Below are 24725 nucleotides of genomic sequence, written 5' to 3'. Positions count from 1 at the left end.
CGGTCAGCGTGCCCCGTGGACAGGTCCGGGCGGCTGGGCGTCGGTGAGGAGCTTGCGGGCCGTCTCGCCCGCTTCGGCCGGGGTCCAGCGGGCCCCCTTGTCCGCGGTCGGTCCCGGGCGCCAGCCCTCCATGACGGTGATGCGGCCGGCCTCCGCCTCGAAGACGCGGCCGGTGACCCCGGCCGAGGCGGCGGAGCCGAGCCAGACGACGAGCGGTGACACGTTCTCCGGGGCCATCGCGTCGAAGGCCCCGTCCGCCGGGGCGGCCATGGTGTCGGCGAACGTCTGCTCGGTCATGCGGGTGCGGGCGGCGGGCGCGATGGCGTTCACACGTACTCCGTAGGCGGCCAGTTCGGCGGAGGCGACCATGGTGAGGCCGAGGATGCCGGCTTTGGCGGCGCTGTAGTTGCCCTGGCCGACGCTGCCGAGGAGACCCGCTCCCGAGCTGGTGTTGACCACGCACGCGTGCGGCACGCGCCCGGCCTTGGCCTCGGCCCGCCAGTGCGCCGCCGCGTGCTTCAGGGGGAGGAAGTGCCCCTTGAGGTGGACCCGCAGCACCGCGTCCCAGTCGTCCTCGTCGAGGTTGACCAGCATGCGGTCGCGCAGGAAGCCCGCGTTGTTGACGAGGGTGTCGAGGCGTCCGTACGTGTCGAGGGCGGTCCGCACCAGCGAGGCGGCGCCCTCGGGCGTCGCGATGTCACCGCCGTGCGCGACGGCGTCACCGCCTGCCGCGCGGATCTCCTCGACGACGGCACACGCCGGACCGTCGGCCCCTCCGGGTCCCCCTGGCTCGTCGGAGCCGTCCGGTGCCACGCCGAGGTCGTTGACGACGACGGAGGCGCCCTCGGCGGCGTACGCGCGCGCGTGGGCGCGGCCGAGCCCCCGGCCCGCGCCCGTGACGATCACGACGCGGCCCGCGCAGATTCCGGATGCGGCGGCTGAGGTCATGCGGCAGCTCCCTGTGGGTCGTTCAGTGGTTGACCGGGGCGGCTTCGAGGAAGGTGGGGCGTTCGCCGCCGCCGTGCAGGTGGAGGGCGGCGCCGCTGATGTAGCGGGCGCGGTCGGAGGCGAGGAAGACGCAGGCGTCGCCGACGTCCGCGGGGTCGGCGAGGCGGCCGAGCGGCACGGTGGCGGCGACCCGCGCGACGCCCTCGTCGTCGCCGTAGTGGAGGTGGGCGCTCTCGGTGCGGGCGAGGCCGAGGACGACCGTGTTGACGCGGACGGCCGGCGCCCATTCGACGGCCATGGTCCGCGCGAGGTTCTCCAGGCCGGCCTTGGCCGCTCCGTACGCCCCGCTGCCGGGTGAGGGCCGGGTTCCGCTGACGCTGCCGATCATCGTGATACTGCCGCCCGACCGCTGGGCGCGCATCACGTCGTACGCGGCGAGCGAGGCGTGGAGGGGAGCGAGGAGGTTCAGTTCGATGATCTTGGCCTGGCGGGCGGGCGCGGTCTCGGCGAGAAGACCGAAGGGGGTGCCGCCCGCGTTGTTCACCAGGGCGTCCACCGAGCCGTGGTCGGCGGCGACTTGGCGGAAGAAGGCGTGCGTGGCCTGGGCGTCGCGCAGGTCGAGCGGCCGGAACTGCGCCGTGGCGCCCGCCGCTTCGATGGGCACCTCGGGCGGCCTGCGGGCACAGATGACGACGCGGGCCCCTGCCGCGAGGAACCCGCGGGCGATGCCCGCGCCGACGCCGCGGGTGCCGCCGGTGACGACGGCCACCTGTCGGGTGTCAGTCATCGCTGCTACCTTCCAACTAACAAATGTTTGGTTGAGGGCGTGTGGTCGAAAGGTAGCCGATCCTCTGATGTCTGTCTCCACCTCCGTCCCGGAGTCCGCGCAGGGCGTGGCCGTCGTCACCGTCGACTACCCCCCTGTCAACGCCCTTCCTGTGCGCGGGTGGTACGACCTGGCGGACGCCGTGCGCACCGCCGGACGCGATCCCGCCACGCGCTGCGTGGTGCTGACCGCCGAGGGCCGGGGGTTCAACGCCGGCGTGGACATCAAGGAGATGCGGCGCGACAGGGGACACACCGCGCTGATCGGCGCCAACCGCGGCTGCCATGCGGCGTTCTCCGCGGTGTACGACTGCGAGGTGCCGGTCGTCGCCGCCGTGCAGGGCTTCTGCCTGGGGGGCGGGATAGGCCTGGTGGGGAACGCGGACGCGATCGTGGCGAGCGAGGACGCCACGTTCGGCCTGCCCGAGCTGGACCGGGGCGCGCTGGGGGCCGCCACCCACCTGGCCCGCCTGGTGCCGCAGCACCTCATGCGCGCGCTGTACTACACCTCGCGCACGGTGACGGCCGCCGAGCTGCACGCCCACGGCTCCGTGTGGCAGGTCGTGCCGCGGGCGGAACTGCGCGAAGCGGCCCTGGAGTTGGCGCGGGAGATCGCCCGCAAGGACGGCACCCTGCTGCGCTTCGCGAAGGCGTCCATCAACGGCATCGACCCGGTCGACGTGCACCGCAGCTACCGCTTCGAGCAGGGCTTCACCTTCGAGGCGAATCTCAGCGGCCTGGCCGACCGCATCCGTGAAGGCTTCGGGACGAGGCGAGAGGAAGGCGGGACATGAGCGACCGGCGGGGTCCGGACCACAGGGCCGGAAAGATCATGACGCCCGACGAGATCGTGGGGCGCCTGGAGAGCGGAATGACGCTCGGCATCGGCGGCTGGGGCTCGCGCCGCAAGCCGATGGCCCTGGTGCGCGCGCTGCTGCGGTCCGGCGTCACGGACCTGACCGTCGTCTCCTACGGCGGCCCGGACGTCGGTCTGCTTGCCGCCGCCGGCCGCATCCGCAAGCTGGTCACGGCGTTCACGACGCTCGACTCGATTCCGCTGGAGCCGCACTTCCGCGCGGCGCGCGAGCGGGGCGCCTTCGAGCTCGTCGAGCTGGACGAGGCGATGTTCATGCAGGGCCTCACCGCGGCCGCCCAGCGCCTGCCGTTCCTGCCGATCCGCGCGGGCCTGGGCTCCGACGTCCTGCGGGTCAACCCGCTGCTGCGTACGGTCACTTCGCCGTACGACGACAGGGAGGAGCTGGTCGCGGTGCCCGCCCTGCGGATGGACGCGGCGCTGGTGCACCTGAACCGCGCCGACCGGTTCGGCAACGCCCGCTATCTGGGCCCCGACCCCTACTTCGACGACCTGTTCTGCGAGGCCTCCGACACGGCGTACGTCTCCTGCGAGCAGGTCGTCGACGCCGGGCGGCCGGCCGAGCACGCGGCGCCGCAGTCCCTGCTGATCTCCCGGCACACGGTGACGGGCGTGGCCGAGACGCCCAAGGGCGCGCACTTCACGTCCTGCGTGCCCGACTACGGCCGCGACGAGCCCTTCCAGAAGGCGTACGCCGACGCCGCCGCGGACCCGGAGTCCTGGGCCGCCTTCCGCGCCCGCTTCCTCGCCGGCAGCGAGCGGGACTACCACCTGGCCGTCCAGGCCTGGCACAAGGAGCAGCGATGACCCGGGCCGCCGAGCGGACCGCCACCCGCGCCGAGTACTGCGTCGTCGCCTGCGCCGAGGCGTGGCGGGACAACGGCGAGATCCTCGCGTCCCCCATGGGCAGGATCCCGTCCATCGGCGCGCGCCTCGCCAAGCTGACCTTCTCCCCCGACCTGCTGCTGACGGACGGTGAGGCGCTGCTCATCGGTGACGTGCCCGCGCTCGGCGCCGCGTCGGGCGTGACCGAGGGCTGGCTGCCGTACCGCAAGCATCTGACGATGGTCCTGGGCGGGCGGCGGCACGTGATGATGGGCGCGAGCCAGATCGACCGGTTCGGGAACCAGAACATCTCGTGCATCGGCGACTGGGCGCGGCCCCGGCGTCAGCTGCTCGGCGTGCGCGGCGCCCCGGCCAACACCATCAACAACCCGGTGAGTTACTGGATCCCGAGGCATTCGACGCGCGTCTTCGTCGAGAAGGTCGACATGATCAGCGGCGTCGGGTACGACAGCGCGGCCGCCGCGGGGCCCTCCGCGACCCGCTTCCACGATCTGCGCCGCGTCGTCTCCGACCTCGGCGTCTTCGACTTCGCGACGCCCGATCACGCGATGCGGGCGGTGTCCCTGCATCCGGGGGTGACGCTTGCGCAGGTGCGGGAGGCCACGGGTTTCACGCTCGCCGCCGTACCGGACGGCGGTCTGCCGTACACCCGCGAGCCCACGGACGAGGAATTGCGGCTGATCCGCGAGGTGGTCGACCCGCGGGGCCTGCGCGAGCGCGAGGTGCGCGCGTGACGGCGGCGCCGCTGGTCCTCGAGACACCGCTGACGAAGCTGGTCGGGGTGCGGCACCCGATCGTGCAGACCGGCATGGGCTGGGTGGCGGGCCCCCGTCTGGTCTCGGCGACCGCGAACGCCGGGGCGCTCGGCATCCTGGCCTCCGCGACCATGACGGTCGAGCGGTTGCGGTCGGCGGTGCGCGAGGTGAAGTCCCGTACGGACGCGCCGTTCGGGGTCAATCTGCGGGCGGACGCGGGTGATGCGCGGGAGCGGGTCGCCGTCATCGTCGAGGAGGGCGTCCGGGTGGCGTCCTTCGCGCTGGCACCGTCCAGGGACTTGATCGCCGAACTCAAGGACGCGGGGGTGGTGGTGATGCCCTCGATCGGCGCGCGCCGGCATGCCGAGAAGGTCGCGGCGTGGGGCGCGGACGCGGTCGTCGTGCAGGGCGGCGAGGGCGGCGGTCACACGGGTGAGGTGGCCACGACGGTCCTGCTGCCGCAGGTCGTCGACGCGGTGGACATCCCGGTGGTCGCGGCGGGCGGGTTCTATGACGGCCGCGGTCTGGTCGCCGCGCTGGCCTATGGCGCGGCGGGCGTGGCCATGGGCACGCGTTTCCTGCTCACCTCGGACTCGACGGTGCCGGACGCGGTCAAGGCGCGCTATCTGTCGGCCTCCGTCAAGGACGTCATGGTCACCACGCGCGTGGACGGCCTCCCGCACCGGATGCTGCGCACGGAGCTGGTGGCCGGCCTGGAGAAGTCGGGCCGCCTCACCTCCCTGGCCCGGGCGGTCCGGCACGCGGCGGCGTTCCGCGAGCTGTCCGGGCTGAGCTGGAGCCGGCTGGCGCGTGACGGCCTGGCGATGAGGCGCGGCAGGGACCTGACATGGAGCCAGGTCCTGCTCGCGGCGAACACCCCGATGCTGCTCAAGTCGGCGATGGTAGACGGCCACCCCGACGCGGGGGTGATGGCATCGGGCCAGATAGCCGGGGTGATAGAGGACTTGCCGTCGTGCGCGGAGCTGGTGGAGCGGGTGATGGTGGAAGCGGGGGAGGTGATGGGGCGGTTGGGGGGTGGGGGTGATGGGCGGAGGGGGTGAGCCGGGGGGAGCGCAGCCCGGGCGGGCGAACGGGGCGGGTGAGCCGGGGGGCTCAGCAGCGGCGTTGAGGGTTCCGCAGAGCCCCCGCAGCAGAGTCACCGCCCAGGCAGTCCCCTACCCGGCGGCGTCACGCCCGCAGGCCCCCCGCAGCAGAGGGCGTCGCTAGCCCCGTACCAGTGGTAGGTGTGCGAGTGCTCGTTCCGCGAGGCCGTCGGCTCCGCAGGTTCTTGCCAGGGTCAGGCCGCGTTCCAGTTCCGGTACGGCATGTGCCGCGATGCCGTACTCCACGCGGGCCACCGCGTGTTCGTACGCGCAGGGTGACGCCTCCAGGTACGTGGCCGCCTGGCGGTAGAGGGCGATGGAGCGTGGGCCCGTGGCCAGGGCGGCCTCGCACCGCAGGGCCTCGCCGATCGCCGTGTCCGTGCCGAACCGCTCGGCCTGCATGCGGGCGTCGGCGACGAGGTCAGCGGCCCGTTTCGGGTTGTCGTGGGCCAAGGCGCGGGCGAGGTCGTACGCCCACGGTGCGAGCACCGTGTTGTACTGACCGCGCGCGGTCAACGCCTTCGCTGTCGCCTCCAGTTCGTTCAGCCCCTCCTCCGTGCGGCCGAGCGCGAGCAGCAGTCTGCCGCGTACGGACATGGCGTCGGGGACGTAGATCGTGGAGGCGGAGGGTGGTGCGAAGCCGTAGCGGTCGGCGATGGCGCCCGCCTCGCCGATGTGCCCGCGCGCCAGGAGCGTGTCGATGAGCATGCTGGCCGCCTCCCAGTGCATGGGCAGGCCCTTGCCGACGCGGTCGGCCAGGCGCAGGCTCTCGCGCAAGGAGTGCTCGGCGTCGATCAGCCGTCCGCGCCTGCGGTAGACGTAACCGAGGAAGGCGTGTGCGAGAGCGAGGTGACCGCCGCTCCAGCCCGCCGTCTCGTACACGCGCACGGCCTCGGTGAACAGGCTCTCCGCGCGGTCGAGCCGGTCCGAGAAGGCGTAGGAACCGCCGAGCATCAGGCGCAGCTCGAAGCTCCACTCCGTGTCGGTCCAGCCGAGCCCTGGCGCGAGGCGGCCGTTGACGAGGGCGCGGTCGCAGAGTTCGACGACCAGTTCGGCGTTCTCACCGCGGGTCATGGCGTCGAAGGCGCGCAGGATCAGCAGGGCGCGCTCGGAGTTGTCCCGGCCGGTCAGCGGGCCGGCGAGGTCGGCCAGACGCCGTGATCGGGCCGGTGAGTCCTCCTCGCCCGCGTGGATGCCCTCCCACATGTAGTGCACGGCCTGGAGGCGCAGCAGCGCGGGTCCCGGCTCGAGCCGTGCCGCCTCCTCGGCGATGGCCCGCAGGCCCTCCCCCAGCTGGTCGTTGTGGACGAGGGCCTGGGAGAGCCGGCAGACCGCGTCGACGCGCAGCTCCCGGTCGAGGCCCCGCATGGAGAGCGCCTCGCGGAGGTGACGGATGGTGGTGGAGGGCGAGGTGAGCAGCGTGGCGCAGCCCAGTTCGTAGAGCACGCGGGCGTGGATCTCGGGCAGCGGCGGCTCCTTCAGGGCCCGCTCCAGACAGCGGCGGGCCGCGTCGGGCGCGCCGACCGCGAGGTGTTCGGCCGCGGCCTGGCGCAGTTGCTCGACCATGTCGGGGTCGTCCTCGGGGTGCACCTCCAGGAGGTGCCGGGAGGCGTCCGCGGCGCTCCGGCCCTCCTGCGTGAGGACCGCGGCGGCCACGCCGTGCATGGCGGTGCGGGTGGCCGACGGGATCGAGCGGTAGACCGTGCTCTCGATCTGCGGGTGGACGAACTCCAGGCCGTCCTCGCCGCGGAGCAGGATGCGCGCGGTGCAGAGCTGTTCCGCGCAGCGTTCGGCGGCGGCGCGGGGCATCACGGCGAGCCGGGCGGCCATGTCCAGGGAGATGGCGGTGCCGAGGATGGCGGCGGCCCAGGCGAAGCGGGTGGCGTCGGTGCCGAGGTCTTCGAGACGGGCGATGAGGCCGCGGCCCTTGGCCGTGCGGTTGAGGGCGCGCAGGGCGTCCGCCGAGCTCTCCACCGGTTCGAGGTCGCTGTCCTGCACCTTGGCGAGCAGTTCGACCGTTTCGTAGGGGTTGCCGCCGGTGACCGCCCACACCTCGCGGCAGAACGGAGCGTCGGCGTGCTCGCCGAGTGTGGCGCGGGTCAGGCCCGCGGCGGCGTCCGGGGTGAGCGCGTGCAGCGTGGTGAAGGAGCGGGCCGACGCGGCGACCGATGCCAGGTGACGTGCGCTGTCCCCCTCGGCGTCGCTCGGCCGGTGGGCGATCACGACGAGCACGGACAGCTCGGCCAGGCGGCGGGCGAAGGCGGCCAGCCAGTGCAGCGTCTCCTGGTCGGCCCAGTGCGCGTCGTCGATGAGCAGGACGAGCGGCCATTTGAGCTGTGCCAGCCGGAAGACGACTTCGACGAGGCCGTCGCAGACGCCCTGCGGGTCGGCCTGCCGGCCGCCGGGCGCGACTATGCCGAGGGCCGGGCCCGCGATGTCGTACCAGTCGCCGAGGTATTCGCGTTCCTCCTCGGGGGTGAACGCGATGAGTGCGGGCTGCAGGAGTTGGCGTACGACGTTGAAGGGGACGGAGGTGACGGCCTCGCCGCCCCGTGCGTACCAGACCGTGGCGCCGCGTGCCTCCGCGATGCGGCGCACTTCGGCGAGGAGCGCGGTCTTGCCGATGCCGGCCTCGCCGCTGAAAACGAGCAGGCCGCCCACGCTCATGGCGTCCGCGCAGAGCGCGTCGACGGCCTGGGTCGCCGCGGCGAGTTCGGCGTCGCGCTCCCACAGCGGGGCCCAGGCGGCTCCTCCGGGCCGTCCCTGCGTCATCGCGCTACCTCCCGGGGTCGCTCAATCGACGTACAGGAGTCGAGACTAGCCGGGTCGGCGCCGCTGTGGAGCGCTGTCGGCGCAGGTCCTCCCGCAAGGGTGAGGAAGGGTCCGTTTCGTGGACGCGGAGGGGGTTTCAGAGGGTGACGGCTCAGAGGCGTTCGATGATCGTCACGTTCGCCTGGCCGCCGCCCTCGCACATCGTCTGGAGGCCGAACCGGCCGCCGGTGCGCTCCAGTTCGTGCAGGAGTGTCGTCATCAGTTTCACGCCGGTCGCGCCGAGGGGGTGACCGAGGGCGATGGCGCCGCCGTTGACATTGACCTTCTCGGGGTCCGCTTCGGTCTCCTTCAGCCAGGCGAGGACGACCGGGGCGAACGCTTCGTTGACCTCGACGAGATCGATGTCGCCGATCCGCATGCCGGTCTTCTTGAGCGCGTACGCGGTGGCGGGGATCGGTGCGGAGAGCATCCGGATGGGGTCCTCGCCGCGCACGGAGAGGTGGTGGACCCGTGCGCGAGGGGTCAGACCGTGTTCTCGCACGGCCCGTTCGCTCGCGATGAGCAGGGCGGCGGCGCCGTCCGACACCTGGGAGGAGCAGGCGGCGGTGATCGTGCCGCCCTCCAGGACGGGCTTCAGGCCCGCCATTTTCTCCAGGGTCGTGTCGCGCCGTGGGCCTTCGTCGGTGGTCACGTCGCCGTACGCGACGACTTCGCGGTCGAAGCGGCCCTCGTCGATGGCGCGCGCGGCCCGTCGGTGGGAGCGGAGCGCGAACTCCTCCATGTCCCGGCGGGAGATGTTCCACTTGGCGGCGATCAACTCGGCGCCGTGGAACTGGTTCACGGGCTGGTCGCCGTAGCGGACGCGCCAGCCTTCGCTGCCCGCGTACGGGCCTTCGGTGAGGCCGAGCGGTTCGGCGGCCTGCCGGGACGCGAAGGCGATGGGGATCATCGACATGTTCTGTGTGCCGCCCGCGACGACGAGGTCCTGGGTGCCGGACAGGACGCCTTGCGCCGCGAAGTGCACGGCCTGCTGGGACGATCCGCACTGCCGGTCGATCGTCACGCCGGGTACGTCCTCGGGGAGCCCGGCCGCGAGCCAGCTGGTGCGGGCGATGTCCCCGGCCTGCGGGCCGACCGTGTCCAGGCAGCCGAAGACGACGTCCTCCACGGCGGCGGGGTCGATGCCGGTGCGCTCGACCACCGCTTTCAGGACATGGGCGCCCAGGTCGGCCGGGTGGACCCCGCAGAGGCCTCCCTTGCGCCGGCCGACGGGGGTGCGGACCGCTTCGACGATGTAGGCCTCGGCCATGGCTGCGTACTCCTCGGTCGTGGCGCGCCGTGCGTCGGCGCGTCCCTTACGTGCGGACGGAGATGCCGTCCAGGACCATCGACAGGTACTGCCGGGCGATCTCCTCGGGGCTGTGGCCGCCGCCGGGGCGGTACCAGGACGCGGCGACCCAGACGGTGTCGCGCACGAAGCGGTAGGCGAGCCGGATGTCCAGGTCGCCGCGGAAGACGCCGTCCGCGACGCCGCGCTCCAGCGTCGTCAGCCACGCCTCCTCGAAGCGCTGCTGCGAGTCGGACAGGTACTGGAAGCGCTCCTGTGCGACCAGGTGCTTGGACTCCTTCTGGTAGATCGCGACGGCGGGGCGGTGCCGGTCGATCTCCCGGAAGGACTCGGTGACGAGCGCTTCGAGCGTCTCGCGGGGGCCCAGCCCTGCCTGGAGCACGGTGTCGTACCCGTCCCACAGCTCGGTCAGGAAGGTGCGGAGGATCTCTTCGAGCATCGACTCCTTGGAGTCGAAGTGGTAGTAGAGACTGCCGGCGAGCATGCCCGCGGAGTCGGCGATCTTGCGGACCGTGGTGGCGTTGTACCCCTGTTCGGCGAAGACCTCCGCGGCGATGCCGAGGAGCTCACGGCGCCGCTCGGGAGAGGGGCTCACTTGGGGCTTCTTCTTGCTCGTGTTCTTGGCGGCTTGGTTTTTGGCGGCTGGGTTCTGGGTGGCCGGGTTCTTGCTGGTCTGGTTCTTGATGGTCTGGTTCGGTTTCGACACACGGTCATTCTCCGCCTAGGCGTGCTGGCTGCTGACCGAGACGGTCTCGCCCGTCATGTACGAGGAGTAGCCGCTGGCCAGGAAGACGATGACGTTGGCTATCTCCCAGGGCTGCGCGAACCGCCCGAAGGCCTCGCGGGCGGTCAGCTCCTCGAGGAGCTCGGGGGAGGTGACCTTCGCGAGGTGGGGGTGCAGGGCGAGGCTGGGCGCTACGGCGTTGACCCGGATGCCGTGGGGGGCGGCTTCGATCGCGGCGCAGCGGGTGAGGGCCATGACGCCGGCCTTCGCCGCGGCGTAGTGGGCCTGGCCGGCTTGGGCGCGCCAGCCCAGTACGGAGGCGTTGTTCACAATCACTCCTCGGCTCTGCTCGCCGCCGGGCAGGGTGCCGGGCGGGCCGTCGGCCCGGCCGCTCGCCCGCATGCGGCGCAGGGCGGTGCGGGTGCAGCGGAACGTGCCGTTCAGCGTCACGTCGATGACCTTGTCCCACTGCTCGTCGGTCATCTCGGTCAGCTCGGCCGTGCCGCCCAGTCCCGCGTTGTTCACCACGATGTCCAGGCTGCCGTGCCGTCCCTCCGCGAGGTCGAACAGGCTTTGGACCTGCGCCTCATCGGTGACGTCGCACGGGATGCCGTCGATCCGGTCGGCGCCGAACTCCTCGGCGAGCGCCGCGACCGTCTCCTTCGTGCGGCGCGCGTGGGCGTCCCCGATGACCAGGCGCGCGCCCTCCTCCAGGAAGCGGCGCGCGGTGGCGCCGCCGATGCCCGCGCCGGCGGCCGCCGTGATCACGGCGGTGCGGCCCGCGAGCAGGTCGTGCCCCGGGGGGCAAGCAGGTGCGTCCATGGCGGCCCTCCGGCTCGGTTCTGGCTTCGGCTTCGGCTTCCACTGCGGGTGCGGCGGCGGGGGTGGGTGTCTGACTCTCGACTCCTTCGCCGCTTTCACGGTAATCTACCAAACACTTGTTAGGGAAGACATAAAGAACGGGCCACTGGAAGGTGGGGCGCCGATGGACCTCGACTTCACCGCCGAGGACGACGAGTTCAGGCAGCGGGCGCGCGACTGGCTCGTCGCGCATGTGCCGGTCACGCCCCTGCCCTCGCTGGAGACCGAGGAGGGCTTCGCGGCCCATCGGGAGTGGGAGCGCCGGCTCGCCGCCGACCGCTGGTCGGTGGTCGCCTGGCCCGAGGAGTACGGCGGTCAGGGCGTGGACATCGTCAAGTGGCTGGTGTTCGAGGAGGAGTACTACGCGGCGGGGGCTCCGGCCAGGGTCTCGCAGAACGGCATCAGCCTGCTCGCCCCGACTCTCTTCGACTTCGGCACCGCCGAGCAGCGCGCACGGGTACTGCCCTCCATGGCGACCGGCGAGGTGATCTGGGCGCAGGCCTGGTCGGAGCCGGAGTCGGGCTCCGACCTCGCGTCACTGCGGTCCACCGCCCGCCGCACGGACGGGGGTTGGCTGCTCAGCGGGCAGAAGACGTGGTCGTCACGGGCCGCCTTCGCCGATCGGGCGTTCGGGCTCTTCCGCAGCGAGCCACGTGAGACCAGCTTGCGGACCGGCTCGGAGGCCGACTCCGGGACCGGCGCGGGAAGCGGCTCGGGAAGCGGCTCGGGGACCGTGCGCAAGCCGCATCAAGGCCTCACGTATCTGATGTTCCCGCTCGACGCGGACGGCGTGACGGTCCGGCCCGTCGGGCGTCTGGACGGCAAGCCCGCCTTCGCCGAGCTGTTCCTCGACGACGTCTTCGTGCCCGACGAGGACGTGATCGGCGAACCGGGGCAGGGCTGGCGCATCGCCATGTCCACCACGGGCAACGAACGCGGTCTGATGCTGCGCTCCCCCGGCCGCTTCCTCGCCTCGGCGGAGCGTCTCGCCCGGCGCTGGCGGGCGCACGGCGACCCGTCGGACACCGCGCTGCGCGACCGCGTGGCGGACGCCGTCATCGGGGCGCGCGCCTACGCGTTGTTCACGTGGGCCAACGCCTCGCGGTTCGCGGCCGGGGAGCGGATCGGCGCCGAATCCAGCCTGAACAAGGTCTTCTGGTCGGAGTACGACATCGCGCTGCACGAGACGGCGCTGGACTTGTTGGGCGCGGACGGTGAACTGATCGGCGGCGCGGCGACGGAGGCGGACCTCGCGGAAGCCGATGCCTCACAGGCGGGACAGGTCAGCCGGCTGGACGGCGGTGACTGGATGGAGGGTTACGTCTTCTCGCTCGCCGGGCCGATCTACGCCGGCACCAACGAGATCCAGCGCGACATCATCGCCGAACGGCTGCTCGGTCTGCCGAAGGGACGCCGCTGATGAGGTTCCTCCTCGACGCCGAGCAGCGGGAGTTCGCCCGGTCACTGGGCGCGATGCTGACGGCCGCCGACACGGTGACGGCCACGCGCGCGTGGAGCACCGGCGACCACGCTCCGGGCCGCGCGGTCCGGGCGCGGCTCGCGGAGGCGGGGGTCTTCGCGCTGCCGGTTCCGCAGGAGTACGACGGTGTGGGCCCCCTGCCCGTCGAAACGGTCGTCGCCTTCGTGGAGTTGGGGCGGTACGCGGTGCCCGGCCCGGCCGTCGAGACGGTGGCCGCGGCCGCGCTGCTGGCTCGCCTCGCCGAGCTGGGCGACGCGTGCCCGGCCAAGCGGTTCCTCCCCGCGCTCGCGTCCGGCGCCGTGAGCGCGACGCTGACGCTGCCGGGCGGGGGGCCGTACGCACTGGACGCCGATGCGGCGGAGCTGGTCCTCGCCGTGGCCGACGGGGAGCTGCGGCTCGCGCCCGGCCACGCGCGCGTGCGTCGCTCCCTCGACCCCGCGCGCCGCCTCGCCGCCCCGCTGCCCGGCGGTGAACTGCTCGCCGCGGGCCCGGCCGTGGCCACCGCCGCGCGGCACGCGACGGACTGGGCGGCGCTCGCCACGGCCGCGCAGGCGCTCGGCGTCGGGTGCGCACTGCTCGACAGGACCGTGGCGTACGTGAAGCAGCGCACCCAGTTCGGGACGCGGATCGGGGCGTTCCAGGCCGTGAAACACCGGCTCGCGGATGTCCTGGTGCGGCTGGAGTTCGCCCGGCCGCTGGTGCTCGGCGCCGCGCTGACCATGGCGCCGCGGGACATCGCCGCCGCCAAGGTGACGGCGGGCGAGGCGGCGTACGGAGCGGCCCGCGCCGCGCTGCAACTGCACGGGGCGATCGGGTACACCGCGGAGTTCGACCTCTCCCTGTGGCTGACGAAGGCGCGGGCGCTACGGAGTGCGTGGGGGGACCCTGGGGTGTGGCGGGGCAAGGTGCTCACCGAGGAAGCGTGAGCCGAGGACGCCGCCGGCCCGCGTAGGACCACTGAGGTCCCATCAACCACGGCTCCACAGCTCCACAGGTCGGCCGCACGCCGCCCCCGCCCGGCGCGGACGCCCGCCCGAATACACCCCACCGCGCGCCCCTGCGCCGAGCGCACGGCGGACAGACGGCGCAGAAGCCCGGCGCTCGTCCGGGCCCCCGCGCGGGGGACTCTCTCCGCGCCTCGTCCGTCCTCGCGGCCCCGTTCCGTGCGACGCTGGAACACACTCCAAGGCCATGTGCCGCGCTTCACGACCCATGTGGCGCGGGCTCCGCCGGGTCTCCGCGTGGCCGGATGCCACCGATGCCGCCGCGCCCCGTGCCGCGTTCCGGGAAGACGCGTCGACCCCCGGCCGACGGGATGCGATGATCAAAAGCATTGCGAGCCGACCGAGAAGGAGGCCCCACGTGCGCGTGATCGGGCTCATGTCAGGGACCTCGTACGACGCGATCGACGCCGCCGCGGCCGATCTGACCCTCGACGGGGACCGGCTGACGCTCACCCCCCTCGGGCTGATCACCCGCGGCTATGACAAACGCCTTCGCGCCGAACTCGCCGCCGCGCTGCCGCCCGCGACGACCACGCTCGCCGACGTCTGCCGTCTGGACACCGCGATCGGCCGCGCCTTCGCCGCCGCGGCCGTCGAGGCGGACCGCGAACTGTGCGACGGGCAGGCCGAGTTGGTCGCCTCGCACGGTCAGACGGTCTACCACTGGGTGGCGGACGGGCAGGTGCACGGCACCCTCCAGATCGGGCAGCCCGCGTGGATCGCCGAGGCGACGGGGCTGCCGGTGGTCGCCGACTTCCGCCCGCGCGACATCGCGGCGGGCGGCCAAGGCGCGCCCCTGGTGAGCCTGGTGGACCGGATGTGGCTGCGCGGCCGCCCCGGCGCCCCCGCCGCGCTGAACCTGGGAGGCATCGCCAACATCACCGCCGCCGACGGCACGGCCTTCGACACGGGCCCCGCCAACGCCCTGATCGACGCCGCGGTGAGCGAGGCCACGGGCGGCCGTCTCGCCTATGACCTGGACGGTGAGCTGGCCGCCCGCGGCACGGTCCACCAAGGCCTCCTCGACCGCCTCCTCGCCGAGCCGTACTACGCGCTCCCGGCACCGAAGACGACGGGCAAGGAACTCTTCCATCTGCCGTATCTGCGTACGGCGTTGAAGGGGTTCGAGGCGCTGCCCACCGAGGACGTCGTCGCCACGCTCACCCGGCTCGCCGCCCGCACGGCCGCCGACGCGGTCCGCTCGGTGAAGGCCTCGGAGGTCATCGTCTCCGGCGGCGGCACGCGCAACCCCGTGCTGATGGCCTTCCTGCGGGCGGAGTTGGGCGGCATGCCCCTGCGCACCTCCGACGAGCTGGGGCTGCCGGCCGCGGCGAAGGAGGCGTACGCCTTCGCGGTCCTCGGTTTCCTGACCCTGCACGGGCTGCCGGGGACGGTCCCGACGAGCACGGGGGCACGCCACGCGAGCGTGCTGGGTTCGATCACTCCGGGGCGGCGCGGCACGCCGTGGCCCGAGACGCTCCCCGAGAAGGAGGCCCCGGCCCGGCTGGTCGTCAACGGCCATGGCAGCCGGGCGCGGTAGTCCGCGGGGCGGCGAAGGCCCCTGAGCCTGAGCGGGAGCATGGGGAGCCTCCCCCGGAGCGTGGGAGCCTCCCGAGAGCATGGGAGCCTGCCTGGAGCATGGGAGCCCCCTTTCCAGGCCCCTCTCATGCCACTTTCCGGCTGGGCTCATACGCTGGCGCCCATGACGCAGATGACTCCTCCAGGCTGGTACCCCGATCCCGGCCAGGCCGCCGGCGGTCCCCCCACCGAGCGCTGGTGGAACGGGAACGTGTGGACGGATCAGGTGCGCGCCGCCCAGGGCACGCACGCCCACCCGACGCAGCCGGCCTTCCCCGCGTACCCGGGGCAGGCCCCCGCACCACGGCGGCGCCTGCGCGTCGCCATAGCCGCGGGCGTGGTGCTCGCCGTCCTCGCCGGAATCGGCGGCGGGGTGTATGCGCTGACCGCCGACGACGACGGCGAGGGGGGCTCCGCGGCCAAGGAGCCGTCGTCCGGAGCCCCGCGGGAGCCCGGGGCCCCGCGGGAGCCCGGGGCCCCGCGGGAGCCCGGCACCCCCGAGACGCCCCGGTCGCCGGGCGGCCCGGACACGCCCCGGGCGCCGGGCCAGGCGTCCGGCTTCGCGAGCGACCCGGTGAACGGCATCAAGATCCCCGTGCCGGACGGCTGGCTGGGCGGGCCGACCCAGGTGGGGGCCGGGGTGCAGACGGAGCCGATCCCCTGCCCGGGCAACCCCGAGGACCGGTGCACCCGGGGCAGCGCGTTCTCCCAGTCCGCCAAGAAGCTGGGCATCGACGCGAAGACGCCCGAGGCGGCCGCCAAGGCCGACATCGCGAAGAACGCGAAGGAGGGCTACGGCGGCAAGACCTACGGCAAGATCACCTCGCACAAGGTGCTGGCCTCCGAGCCGATCACCGTCGCGGGCCAGAAGGGCTACCACGTCCGCTGGAAGGCGGTCACGGAGAAGAGCGACGACGGCTACGTCGAGTCGCTCGCCTTCTTCTCCCCCGCCGAGAAGTCGAAGATCATCATCGTCCGCATGGGCATCGACGACCACCCGAAGGCTCCTTCGCCGTCCACCATGGACCGGATCGCGAAGGGCATCACGGCAGGACCCGTCGGAGAGGGCGACGAAGCCGGGCAGGACGTGTAGAAACCCGCACGCACCAAGGGGCCGGTCGGATCAGGGGGCCCGGCGGGCCAAAGGGCCGGGCGGGGTTCCTCGCCGCTCAGGAGGAACCCCGTCCGGCCCGGGGGTGCGCGCCGCCCCCGTCCCCACGGTGCGGCGCGGGCAGGCCCGAGTCCCCCATCCAATGGACTCGGGCCCACGATCAGGTGAGGCCGAGCGCGGGCAGCACGCAGGCCTCGACGAAACGGGTCAGATACTCCTCGTCGGCGTGGGCGCCCTCGATGACGGGCCGCGCCCGCAGCACGCCGAACAGCTGCACCGTGACGAACTCCACCGCCGGATGCCCCTCGGCGATCTCGCCGCGCTCCACGCCGCGCCGGATGATCGCGTCCATGGCCTGGAGCTCCGGCTCGACCAGGGTCTCGCGCAGCACCCGCTGCAGGTCCACGTCCTGCAGGACCGCGTGGCTGAGCGCCTGGACCAGCATCGTGTCACGCCCCGACTGCTCGCCCGCGGCCCGGGCCGCCGCCCTCAGGTCCCCGGCGAGGCTGCCGGTGTCGATGCCCTGGAAGCGTACGCAGCGGTTGGCCCGCAGGGCCGCGGCCACGAACTGGGGCTTGGACTTCCACTGCCGGTAGAGCGTGGACTTGCTGCACCGGGTGCGGGCGGCCACGCCCTCCATGGTCAGCGCCTCATAGCCGCACTCGCGGAGCTGGTCGAGGACGGCGTCGTAGAACTCCTGCTCACGCTCGGGCGTGATCTTCGAGCGGCTCGACGTCGACGTCATGGCTCTTCCCCTCGGTACGGCGGCCGGATCGGCTCGATCCCAGCTGATCACAGCTCGACCGACCCTCATCGATACGCCAGTGTACCGGTACGACTCCGTATCGGTACACTGGCGTATCGATGAGTGGGGCGATCCCTCGCTCCGCACCGCACTACCCAGTCATCACGCAAAGGGGCCGGGGGATGGAATCCCGAACCGAGCCTGTCGAACGGGAGCCGGACATCACGGTCCGGAAGCCGGAGGCAACCGCCGTCCGGAAGCCGGACACATCTGCCCGACCGCCCCTCGTCCGCGAGCTCCTCCTCGTCGTAGGACTTTTCCTCGTCTACAAATTCGGCAGGCAGCTCGCCAACGGCCACACCGGCGAGGCGTTCCGCAACGCGCACCGCGTGTGGGACGCCGAGCGGACGCTGCGCCTGCCCGGCGAGGGCGCCGTTCAGCACGCCCTGCTGAGCAGCGACACGCTGATCCACTTCGCGAACACCTACTACGCGAGCGTGCACTTCCCGGCGACGCTGCTCTTCCTGGTCTGGCTGTACCTGCGCCGGCCCCGGCACTACGTCTGGACGCGGCGGGTCCTCGCCGCGCTGACCGCCGCCGCGCTCGTGCTGCACCTCGGCTTCCCGCTCGCGCCGCCGCGGATGCTGGACGCCGCCCACCTCGTGGACACGGCACAGGTGTACGGGCCCTCGGTGTACGCCGCCAAGCCCGCGACCGACACCATGGCCAACCAGTTCGCGGCCATGCCCTCGCTGCACTTCGGCTGGGCGCTCATGCTGGCCATCGGCATGATCGTCGCGACCTCGACGCGGTGGCGCTGGCTGTGGCTGCTGCACCCGCTGGCGACGCTGCTGGTGATCGTCGGCACCGCGAACCACTACTGGCTCGACGCGCTCGTGGCGACCGCGCTGCTCGGCGTCGCCCTCGCGGTCGTCCGGCTGCCGCGTCCCGCCCCGTCGCTGGTCGTACGCGGCTCCGCACCCGCCGCACCCGCCTCACTGTCCGTGACCCCGTCCGCCGCCTCCCCCGGACTGATCCCCTCGGGGGCCGGACAGTGAACGCCACTCTTCTCGCCGTCGCGCTCTCCCTCGTCTCGGCGGGGGCGTACGCCGCCGCCGCGGTCGCCCAGGAGCGGCTCGCCTCGCGGGTCACCGAGGGCGAGAGCGGGGCCCTGCGGATGCTCGCCAGCGGGGTCTGGTGGTCCTCGGTCGGGCTCAACGCCGCCGCCGCGCTGCTGCACGTGGCCGCCCTGAAGTACGGGCCGCTCACGCTGGTGCAGCCGCTGGGGGCGCTCACGCTCGTGGCCGCCGTACCGCTCGGCGCGCGGCTCGCGGGGCGCCGGGTCACCCGGCTGGAGTGGCGCGGCACCGGGCTCACCCTCATCGGCCTCGGGGCGCTGCTCCTGACCGCTTCGGGACCGGCGCCGGACGACACGCTCACCGTGCCCGAGGCGCTGGTGGTGGCCGCCGCGACGATGGCGGTCATCGGGGCGCTCTCGCGGCCGGGTACGCGGCCGGGGCTGCGGCACGCGACGGCGTCCGGCTTCGCCTCCGGGGTCGCCTCGGCGCTCACGCAGACCGTAACGGTGGCGGTGACCGACCGCTCGGGGCCGCTGCTGAGTCCGCAGGTCGTGACCGTGGCGCTGCTCGTCGCGGCGTTCGCCGCCGGTGGCCTGCTGCTCTCGCAGACCGCCTACCGCGGCGGCCTCGGCGCACCGCTCGCCGTGGTGACCCTGTCCAACCCGATGGCGGCCTCGGTCATCGGCGTGGCCCTGCTCGGCGAGCGGCTGCGCGGCGGTGCCGGCGGCATCCTCGTCGCGGTGGCGGGCGCGATGGTGGCGGCGTACGGAGTCGTGGTGCTCACCCGCTCGCCCCGGGCCCCGGCGGCCGAACCGGCGCGGGAGTACCTGCCGTCGATCCCCGGCCCCTCCGCCGAACCTGCGGCCCTGCGCCTGTCACGGCCCTGACCACGGCGTACACCCACCTGAACGTAGGCGCGAGATGCGGAACGGCGTCGGCCGCTCTTCCCCGCGGGGAAGAGCGGCCGACGCCGTTCTCGTGCGTACGCCTATGGGCGGGGCCCGGTCACCCGAAGCCGCGGGCGTCCTGCTTGAGGGCCGTGTCGACCGTCAGCGCCGTCGCCACGACGAGGCTCAGGAGCGGCTCGGGCAGCTGGTAGTGGATCTGCAGGACGTAGTTGTCCGCGGTGGTGAACATGGTCTTGGCGAGGCCTTCCCAGGTCTTCGTGATCCGGGCGACCTCGTTGTCCGCGTGGTCGACGATCGAGAAGTTCCATGCGCGCCAGTTCTCCGCCTTGATCGCGCCGACCTGTTGGCCGTTCACCATCATCGCGAAGTTGATCTTGCCGATCATGTTCTGCTGGACGATCTCGCCGACCGGCTGCCCGTCGGCGCGCTCGACGATCACCCGCGACTTCATGAACTTCCGCGGGCGGGTCAGCAGCATCTGCGGCTGGCCGTACGCGTCGCGGATCTCCAGCTTGTGCGTCATGAACTGGTCGATGCTGGCGACGAAGCGCGCGACCTTCTTCAGCGTGCTCTGGCCGACCTGCACGACCGAGCCGAGCGTGTTGCCCGCCTGGTCCATCACGCTGTACTCGTTCGTCAGCTCGATGAGCTTCGCCTTCTGGTTCACGACCAGGACGGGCTCGGTGAACAGCGTGCCGCCGCCCTGCGCCGTCGGCGTGACGCCTGCCTGCCGCTGGACCTGGCGCTGCACCTTCGCCGGGTCGGCGGCGGGCGGCGCGACCGGCGCGGCCTGCGGCTGACCGAACTGCCCCTGGGGCGCCTGCGGCTGCTGCGGGACCTGCTGGGCCGGGGCCTGGTGCGCCGGCTGACCCTGCGCCGGCTGGGCCTGGCCCTGCGGGGCCGGGCTGGTGTGCTCCGTCCATTGGGAGCCGTCCCACCAGCGGAGGAGTTGGGGCGCCCCGTGCGGGTCCGGGTGCCAGCCTGCAGGTGTGTTCGAATGCGTTGTCACCCGGGTGACCCTACCTTCCGGGTCCGGGCGGTTCGCCAGTCCATTGCGGGGTCGTGACCTCAGCCGGTAATGATCGCCGGGTCGCTCACACCCGCCGCGCCGGTCTCCACATGGCCCGCGAGCCGCCGCAGGAAGCCCGCGTCGGCGTCGGACCTCACGGTGATGTCGTACCAGCGCTTGGTGGCCCGCAGGTCGACGGTGTGCTGCACGGTGGCGCCCGCCTTGACCTTGAAGGTCTGGGGCGTGCCGCCGTAGGCGTTGGTCAGCGTGAGGTTCACGTCGGCGCCGCCCGCGTTCCGCAGGGTCAGCTTGAGGTTGCCGGTGGTCGCGTCATGCCGGGCGGTGACCTCCGGGCCGGCCTTCTTCGCGGGGCCCTTGAAGATGCGCAGGAAGCCGTTGGGGCCGAACACCGACAGGTCGTGCGTGCCCCCGGAGTAGGCGGAGTTCCACGTGTCGGAGAGGGTCTTGCCCGCCTCCGTGGTGTACGTCCACGGGCCGTCGGTGCGGTTGGCGGAGCGGACGTGGAAGCAGACGCCCGCCTTGTCGCCGCCGCCGAAGGTCAGCGTGAACTTCCCGGCGGCCACGTCCGCGCCGCCGTCCACCAGCGGGGCGTACGGCAGGGCGCGGGCGGGCCGGGAGCCGGCCTCCTGCTTGGGCAGCTTCGCCCCGGAGGGCGCCTTGGGCACGTAGTCGGGGTGGCGCTTGTTGTCCGGCGGTTCGTACGCGGCGGTGTCCGGGAGCCTCGCCGGGCCGGTGTCCTTGCCGCTGAAGTCGAAGGCGGAGGTGAGGTCGCCGCAGACCGCGCGGCGCCACGGCGAGATGTTCGGCTCCTTGACGCCGAAGCGCCGCTCCATGAACCGGATGATCGACGTATGGTCGAAGACCTCGGAGTCCACGAAACCGCCCGTGCTCCACGGCGAGACGACGATCATCGGCACGCGCTGCCCGAGGCCGTAGTGCCCGGCCGCGTAGGAGGCGTTGCCGGGGAAGTAGTCGAGCGTCGTGTCGACGGTGGACTTGCCCTGGGCGGCGTCCTTGGGGACGTACGGCGGGACGATGTGGTCGAAGTAGCCGTCGTTCTCGTCGTACGTGAGGAACAGCGCCGTCTTCGCCCACACCTCGGGGTTGGCGGTGAGCGCGTCCAGGACCTGCGCGATGTACCAGGCGCCGTAGTTGACCGGCCAGTTGGGGTGCTCGGTGAAGGCCTCGGGGCAGGCGATGTAGGAGACCTGCGGGAGGCGGTCCGCCGCCACGTCGGCCTTGAGGATGTCGAAGTAGCCCTCGCCCGCCTTGACGTTGGTGCCGGTGCGGGCCTTGTCGTACAGCGGGTCGCCCGGCTTGGCGTTGCGGTACTTGTTGAAGTAGAGGAGCGAGTTGTCGCCGTAGTTGCCGCGGTAGGCGTCGTCGATCCAGCCCCAGTGGCCCGCGGCGTTCAGGCCGTCACCTATGTCCTGGTACACCTTCCAGGAGATGCCCGCCCGCTCCAGGCGCTCGGCGTACGTCGTCCAGTCGTAGCCCAGCTCCTGGTTGCCGAGGACCGGGCCGCCGCCCTTGCCGTCGTTGCCGACGTGGCCGGTGAGCATGTAGTAGCGGTTGGGGTCGGTGGCCCCGATGAACGAGCAGTGGTAGCTGTCGCAGATCGTGAACGCGTCGGCGAGCGCGTAGTGGAACGGTATGTCGTTCCGTTCGAGGTACGCCATCGTGCGCTCGGACTTCGCGGGAATCCACTGGTCGTACTTGCCGTTGTTGAACGCCTTGTGGCCGCCGGCCCAGTCGTGGTCGAGGCCCGCGATGAACTGCATCCCGAGGTTCTCGGCGTCCGGGTGGAACGGCAGGACCTCCTTGCCGCCGCTCGGCTGGTGCCAGACCGGCTTGCCGTTGGGCAGCGTCACCGGGCGCGGGTCGCCGAAGCCCCGTACGCCCCTCATCGTCCCGAAATAGTGGTCGAAGGAACGGTTCTCCTGCATCAGCACCACGACGTGCTCGACGTCCTGGATGGTGCCGGTGGCGCGGCGGGCGGGCAGCGAGGCGGCGCGGGCGATGCTCTGGGTGAGCGCGGCGTAGGCCGCGGTGCCGCCGGCCAGCTGCATGAAGCGGCGCCGATTGAGTTCAGGCATGTGTCTTTCCGACCTCGTGATTTCGTGGGGGTGGTCCGTGGGGGACGCGAGCGGGTGCAGTGTGTCAAGGGGAGCAAGCGATACGGAAGGGGCGGTGGCCGGCGGGTGAAGAGAAGTCCAACCTTCGGCGGGCTCGGCACAAGGCCCCGGCCGATTCCGCGGCGGCGGTGGTCCCGGGCGTGTCGGAAGCGGCGGCCGACCGGACACGTCACAGGGGTAGGTGCCAGGGGCAACCATGCGGGACGATGTGGCCCCGACCCGTCTCACCGCCCCGGGAGAGTCCATGACTGTGCGCGTCCACGGCACCTGTGCGCCCGGATTCGACTGCGTACGCGAGGAGTTCGTCCGCAACTTCACCGAGCGCGACGATGTGGGGGCGGCGGTCGCGGCCACGGTCGACGGCGCGTTCGTCGTGGACCTGTGGGCCGGTGACGCCGACCGCGCCGGCACGCGTCCCTGGCAGCGCGACACACTGGTGAACGTCTACTCCACGACCAAGGGGCTGACGGCGCTCTGCGCCCATCTGCTGGTGGACCGGGGCGAGTTGGACCTCGACGCGCCGGTCGCGCGGTACTGGCCGCGGTTCGCGCAGGCGGGCAAGGCGGAGATCCCCGTGCGGTGGCTGCTGAGTCACCGCAGCGGGCTGATCGCACCGAGTGAACCGCTCGGGCCCGGCGCGGTGTACGACTGGGAGAAGGTCACCGAGGCGCTGGCGGCCACCGCGCCGTGGTGGCCGCCGGGCACCGCGCAGGGCTATCACGCGGTGACGTTCGGCTTTCTGGTCGGCGAGGTGGTGCGGCGCGTGACCGGGGTCTCGCTCGGCACCTTCCTGCGCGCGGAGGTGACCGGGCCGCTGGGCGCCGACGTCTTCGTCGGGACGCCGTCGAGCGAGCACGGGCGGTGCGCGGACATGATGTCGGCGCGGGGCGGCTCGGGGAGCAGCACCCTTGCCCCGTTGGCCGAACCCCCGGTGCGCGGTCTCGACGACCACCCGATGGCGCCGATCACGCTGGCCTTCGGCTATCTGCCACTGGGTGACGTGAACGGCGCGGCGTACCGGAGCGCGGAGATCCCCGCCGCCAACGGCCACGCCACCGCGCGCGGACTCGCCACCGTGTACCGCGAGTTGGCGTGCGGGCGGCTGCTCGCGGCCGACACGGTGGAGCGGCTGCGCACACCGCAGGGCGGCCCCGGCGAACCGGACCTGGTGCTGCGCGCGGCCACACCGCTCGCCGACGCCTGGTCGTGGGGGCTCGGCTTCATGCCCAACCAGTTCGGGCAGGCGGGGACCAACCCGCGCGCGTTCGGGCACGGCGGGGCGGGCGGGTCGTACGCCTTCGCCGACCCGGAGAACCGTGTCTCGTACGCGTACACGATGAACCGCATGGGGGCCGGTACCTCCGGGGAGGACCTGCGCAGCGTGCACCTGGTCGGGGCGCTCTACAAGGCGCTGGGGGCGATGGGGTCGTAGGGGGGACGGCACCTCCACCACCGGCGGTGCGCGCACGCTGCTCGGCGGCCGCCGTGGCGCGCGTACTCCTCGATCACGCGCACGGGCACTCAGCGGTTGTGACGTCGCCCTCGAACGCCACCCCGCGGCCGGGAGTTCGGCGATCATGGTGTCATCCGCTGAGGAAACTGAGCACGCGGTACGAGCGGCACGAACTGAGCGAGGGAGCCGGATGCCCACGGCCTACGTATTCACCGAACACGGCGGTCCCGAGGTGGAGGCCTTTGCCGACCTGCCCGTTCCGGAACCCGGACCGGGGCAGTTGCTCGTCGCGGTGCGCGCGGCCGGCGTGAACCCGGTCGACTGGAAACTGCGCGCGGGCAAGCGCCGCCCCGGGCAGGGGCCGTTGGTGGGGCCCGAGGTGCTGGGCAGTGAGGTCGCGGGCGTCGTGGAGCGGGTCGGGCCCGGCGTGTCCGGGTTCGCGGTCGGGGACGCGGTGTTCGGCAACCCGGTCACCGGCGGCTACGCGCGGTTCACGCTGGTCCCGGCCGGCATCGCCGCGCACAAGCCGCAGGACGTCTCCTTCACGGACGCGGCGGTGCTGCCGGTCGCGGCCGCCACCGCGTACGACGGACTGCGGCAGCTCGGCCTGACCGCCGGGGCGACGCTGCTGATCACCGGTGCCGGGGGCGGTGTCGGCGTCGCGGCGACGCAGCTCGCCCGCCACTTCGGGCTGCGCGTGGTCGGCACGGCGGGCGCGGCCAAGAAGGAGTTCGTGGAGTCGCTCGGGGCGGTCCATGTGGCGCGCGGTCCCCGGCTGGCCGAGCGGGTGCGGGAGTCGGCGCCCGGCGGTCGCGTCGACGCGGTCTTCGACCTGGTCGGCGGCGCGGATCTGCCCGAGGTCGCGGGCCTGCTGAGCGACCGTACGAAGCTGATCACGGCGGCCGCCAAGGAGACGGTCGGGGAGCTGGGCGGCGCCCCGGTGGCGCGGGCCAGGACCGCCGCGGTCCTGGCGGAGCTGGCCCGGCTCGCCGCGGCGGGCGTCCTGCGCCCGTACGTCACGGCCACCTATCCCCTGGCCCGCGCGGGCGAGGCCCTGCGCGCGGTGGAGGGCGGCCATGCCCGGGGGAAGATCGTGATCGAGGTCGGGTGAGCCGCCGGGGAAAATAGGAGGACGGTTCCGTTTAT

Annotated in this window: 21 protein-coding genes; 12 read left to right on the top strand and 9 right to left on the bottom strand. The window is 72.8% G+C overall.

The genetic code is table 11. The annotated features are described in order from the left end of the window. Positions 1-3: 3 nt before the first annotated feature. Positions 4-948 carry an SDR family oxidoreductase gene (locus J2N69_RS32355; RefSeq protein ID WP_230903874.1) on the bottom strand — a complete coding sequence of 315 codons (945 nt, stop codon included), beginning with the start codon at positions 946-948 and terminating at the stop codon, positions 4-6. A gap of 22 nt (positions 949-970) precedes the next feature. Beyond that, positions 971-1735, bottom strand: a complete 765-nt coding sequence (locus J2N69_RS32350; protein ID WP_230903873.1) for an SDR family oxidoreductase — start codon at positions 1733-1735, stop codon at positions 971-973. Between the two features lie 67 nt (positions 1736-1802). Here J2N69_RS32350 and J2N69_RS32345 point away from each other — a divergent pair, with 67 nt between their 5' ends. The 4 genes from J2N69_RS32345 to J2N69_RS32330 are packed head-to-tail and all read left to right on the top strand — an operon-like array spanning position 1803 to position 5309. Continuing rightward, entirely contained in the window at positions 1803-2567 is a 765-nt protein-coding gene (locus tag J2N69_RS32345; RefSeq protein ID WP_230903872.1) for an enoyl-CoA hydratase family protein, read from the top strand. After that, entirely contained in the window at positions 2564-3454 is an 891-nt protein-coding gene (locus tag J2N69_RS32340) for a CoA transferase subunit A (RefSeq protein ID WP_230903871.1), read from the top strand. Before J2N69_RS32345 ends, J2N69_RS32340 begins: the two co-directional genes overlap by 4 nt. Continuing rightward, positions 3451-4227: a CoA-transferase subunit beta gene (locus J2N69_RS32335; RefSeq protein ID WP_230903870.1), complete on the top strand. Its 777-nt coding sequence runs from the start codon at positions 3451-3453 to the stop codon at positions 4225-4227. The genes J2N69_RS32340 and J2N69_RS32335 overlap by 4 nt, the downstream gene beginning before the upstream one ends. Then, positions 4224-5309: an NAD(P)H-dependent flavin oxidoreductase gene (locus J2N69_RS32330; RefSeq protein ID WP_230903869.1), complete on the top strand. Its 1086-nt coding sequence runs from the start codon at positions 4224-4226 to the stop codon at positions 5307-5309. Before J2N69_RS32335 ends, J2N69_RS32330 begins: the two co-directional genes overlap by 4 nt. A gap of 162 nt (positions 5310-5471) precedes the next feature. Here the strand turns inward: J2N69_RS32330 and J2N69_RS32325 are convergent, their stop codons facing one another. From J2N69_RS32325 to J2N69_RS32310, 4 genes are all read right to left on the bottom strand, one after another. Then, complete coding sequence (locus tag J2N69_RS32325) at positions 5472-8123, bottom strand: ATP-binding protein (protein ID WP_230903868.1); 2652 nt, start codon at positions 8121-8123, stop codon at positions 5472-5474. Positions 8124-8274: 151 nt separating this feature from the next. Continuing rightward, positions 8275-9432 (bottom strand): acetyl-CoA C-acetyltransferase, encoded by a 1158-nt coding sequence (locus J2N69_RS32320; protein ID WP_230903867.1) that lies wholly within the window; start codon positions 9430-9432, stop codon positions 8275-8277. Positions 9433-9478: 46 nt separating this feature from the next. Beyond that, positions 9479-10066 carry a TetR/AcrR family transcriptional regulator gene (locus tag J2N69_RS32315; RefSeq protein ID WP_230904970.1) on the bottom strand — a complete coding sequence of 196 codons (588 nt, stop codon included), beginning with the start codon at positions 10064-10066 and terminating at the stop codon, positions 9479-9481. A gap of 126 nt (positions 10067-10192) precedes the next feature. Then, on the bottom strand, positions 10193-11017 hold the full coding sequence (locus tag J2N69_RS32310; protein WP_230903866.1) for an SDR family oxidoreductase: 825 nt from the start codon (positions 11015-11017) through the stop codon (positions 10193-10195). Between the two features lie 163 nt (positions 11018-11180). Here J2N69_RS32310 and J2N69_RS32305 point away from each other — a divergent pair, with 163 nt between their 5' ends. The 4 genes from J2N69_RS32305 to J2N69_RS32290 all read left to right on the top strand — a co-directional run bounded on the left by J2N69_RS32305 (position 11181) and on the right by J2N69_RS32290 (position 16211). Beyond that, complete coding sequence (locus J2N69_RS32305) at positions 11181-12476, top strand: acyl-CoA dehydrogenase family protein (RefSeq protein WP_230903865.1); 1296 nt, start codon at positions 11181-11183, stop codon at positions 12474-12476. Beyond that, positions 12476-13462, top strand: coding sequence for an acyl-CoA dehydrogenase family protein (locus J2N69_RS32300; RefSeq protein WP_230903864.1), 987 nt, complete (start codon positions 12476-12478; stop codon positions 13460-13462). The genes J2N69_RS32305 and J2N69_RS32300 overlap by 1 nt, the downstream gene beginning before the upstream one ends. A 436-nt stretch (positions 13463-13898) precedes the next feature. After that, entirely contained in the window at positions 13899-15080 is a 1182-nt protein-coding gene (locus J2N69_RS32295) for an anhydro-N-acetylmuramic acid kinase (RefSeq protein WP_230903863.1), read from the top strand. Between the two features lie 162 nt (positions 15081-15242). After that, positions 15243-16211, top strand: coding sequence for a DUF2510 domain-containing protein (locus J2N69_RS32290; protein ID WP_230903862.1), 969 nt, complete (start codon positions 15243-15245; stop codon positions 16209-16211). A gap of 178 nt (positions 16212-16389) precedes the next feature. Here J2N69_RS32290 and J2N69_RS32285 read toward each other — a convergent pair whose 3' ends face one another. Beyond that, a complete protein-coding gene (locus J2N69_RS32285; protein ID WP_230903861.1) occupies positions 16390-16974 on the bottom strand; it encodes a TetR/AcrR family transcriptional regulator in 585 nt (194 codons plus the stop codon). A gap of 182 nt (positions 16975-17156) precedes the next feature. Here J2N69_RS32285 and J2N69_RS32280 point away from each other — a divergent pair, with 182 nt between their 5' ends. Both J2N69_RS32280 and J2N69_RS32275 read left to right on the top strand, forming a co-directional pair. After that, positions 17157-18032: a phosphatase PAP2 family protein gene (locus J2N69_RS32280; RefSeq protein ID WP_230903860.1), complete on the top strand. Its 876-nt coding sequence runs from the start codon at positions 17157-17159 to the stop codon at positions 18030-18032. Further along, complete coding sequence (locus J2N69_RS32275; protein WP_230903859.1) at positions 18029-18940, top strand: DMT family transporter; 912 nt, start codon at positions 18029-18031, stop codon at positions 18938-18940. Before J2N69_RS32280 ends, J2N69_RS32275 begins: the two co-directional genes overlap by 4 nt. A gap of 118 nt (positions 18941-19058) precedes the next feature. Here the strand turns inward: J2N69_RS32275 and J2N69_RS32270 are convergent, their stop codons facing one another. After that, positions 19059-19970 (bottom strand): LURP-one-related family protein, encoded by a 912-nt coding sequence (locus J2N69_RS32270; RefSeq protein WP_230903858.1) that lies wholly within the window; start codon positions 19968-19970, stop codon positions 19059-19061. A 59-nt stretch (positions 19971-20029) separates the two neighbouring features. After that, positions 20030-22087 carry a phosphocholine-specific phospholipase C gene (locus J2N69_RS32265; RefSeq protein ID WP_230903857.1) on the bottom strand — a complete coding sequence of 686 codons (2058 nt, stop codon included), beginning with the start codon at positions 22085-22087 and terminating at the stop codon, positions 20030-20032. Positions 22088-22370: 283 nt separating this feature from the next. Between J2N69_RS32265 and J2N69_RS32260 the strand changes: the two genes are divergently transcribed. Next, positions 22371-23558, top strand: coding sequence for a serine hydrolase domain-containing protein (locus J2N69_RS32260; RefSeq protein ID WP_230903856.1), 1188 nt, complete (start codon positions 22371-22373; stop codon positions 23556-23558). A gap of 211 nt (positions 23559-23769) precedes the next feature. Next, complete coding sequence (locus J2N69_RS32255; protein WP_230903855.1) at positions 23770-24690, top strand: NADP-dependent oxidoreductase; 921 nt, start codon at positions 23770-23772, stop codon at positions 24688-24690. Positions 24691-24725 lie beyond the last annotated feature (35 nt).

This window comes from Streptomyces huasconensis, assembly GCF_021028635.1.
GTDB classification, from domain to species: domain Bacteria; phylum Actinomycetota; class Actinomycetes; order Streptomycetales; family Streptomycetaceae; genus Streptomyces; species Streptomyces huasconensis.
The sequence above is the reverse complement of the archived record's forward strand: the minus strand, read 5'-3'. Positions and strand labels throughout refer to the sequence as shown.

Bases quoted from the DNA above. Each gene is read 5' to 3' on its own strand.
- J2N69_RS32355 (WP_230903874.1), bottom strand. From the start codon at position 948: ATGACCTCAGCCGCCGCATCCGGAATCTGCGCGGGCCGCGTCGTGATC.
- J2N69_RS32350 (WP_230903873.1), bottom strand. From the start codon at position 1,735: ATGACTGACACCCGACAGGTGGCCGTCGTCACCGGCGGCACCCGCGGC.
- J2N69_RS32345 (WP_230903872.1), top strand. From the start codon at position 1,803: ATGTCTGTCTCCACCTCCGTCCCGGAGTCCGCGCAGGGCGTGGCCGTC.
- J2N69_RS32340 (WP_230903871.1), top strand. From the start codon at position 2,564: ATGAGCGACCGGCGGGGTCCGGACCACAGGGCCGGAAAGATCATGACG.
- J2N69_RS32335 (WP_230903870.1), top strand. From the start codon at position 3,451: ATGACCCGGGCCGCCGAGCGGACCGCCACCCGCGCCGAGTACTGCGTC.
- J2N69_RS32325 (WP_230903868.1), bottom strand. From the start codon at position 8,123: ATGACGCAGGGACGGCCCGGAGGAGCCGCCTGGGCCCCGCTGTGGGAG.
- J2N69_RS32320 (WP_230903867.1), bottom strand. From the start codon at position 9,432: ATGGCCGAGGCCTACATCGTCGAAGCGGTCCGCACCCCCGTCGGCCGG.
- J2N69_RS32310 (WP_230903866.1), bottom strand. From the start codon at position 11,017: ATGGACGCACCTGCTTGCCCCCCGGGGCACGACCTGCTCGCGGGCCGC.
- J2N69_RS32305 (WP_230903865.1), top strand. From the start codon at position 11,181: ATGGACCTCGACTTCACCGCCGAGGACGACGAGTTCAGGCAGCGGGCG.
- J2N69_RS32300 (WP_230903864.1), top strand. From the start codon at position 12,476: ATGAGGTTCCTCCTCGACGCCGAGCAGCGGGAGTTCGCCCGGTCACTG.
- J2N69_RS32290 (WP_230903862.1), top strand. From the start codon at position 15,243: ATGACGCAGATGACTCCTCCAGGCTGGTACCCCGATCCCGGCCAGGCC.
- J2N69_RS32285 (WP_230903861.1), bottom strand. From the start codon at position 16,974: ATGACGTCGACGTCGAGCCGCTCGAAGATCACGCCCGAGCGTGAGCAG.
- J2N69_RS32280 (WP_230903860.1), top strand. From the start codon at position 17,157: ATGGAATCCCGAACCGAGCCTGTCGAACGGGAGCCGGACATCACGGTC.
- J2N69_RS32265 (WP_230903857.1), bottom strand. From the start codon at position 22,087: ATGCCTGAACTCAATCGGCGCCGCTTCATGCAGCTGGCCGGCGGCACC.
- J2N69_RS32260 (WP_230903856.1), top strand. From the start codon at position 22,371: ATGACTGTGCGCGTCCACGGCACCTGTGCGCCCGGATTCGACTGCGTA.
- J2N69_RS32255 (WP_230903855.1), top strand. From the start codon at position 23,770: ATGCCCACGGCCTACGTATTCACCGAACACGGCGGTCCCGAGGTGGAG.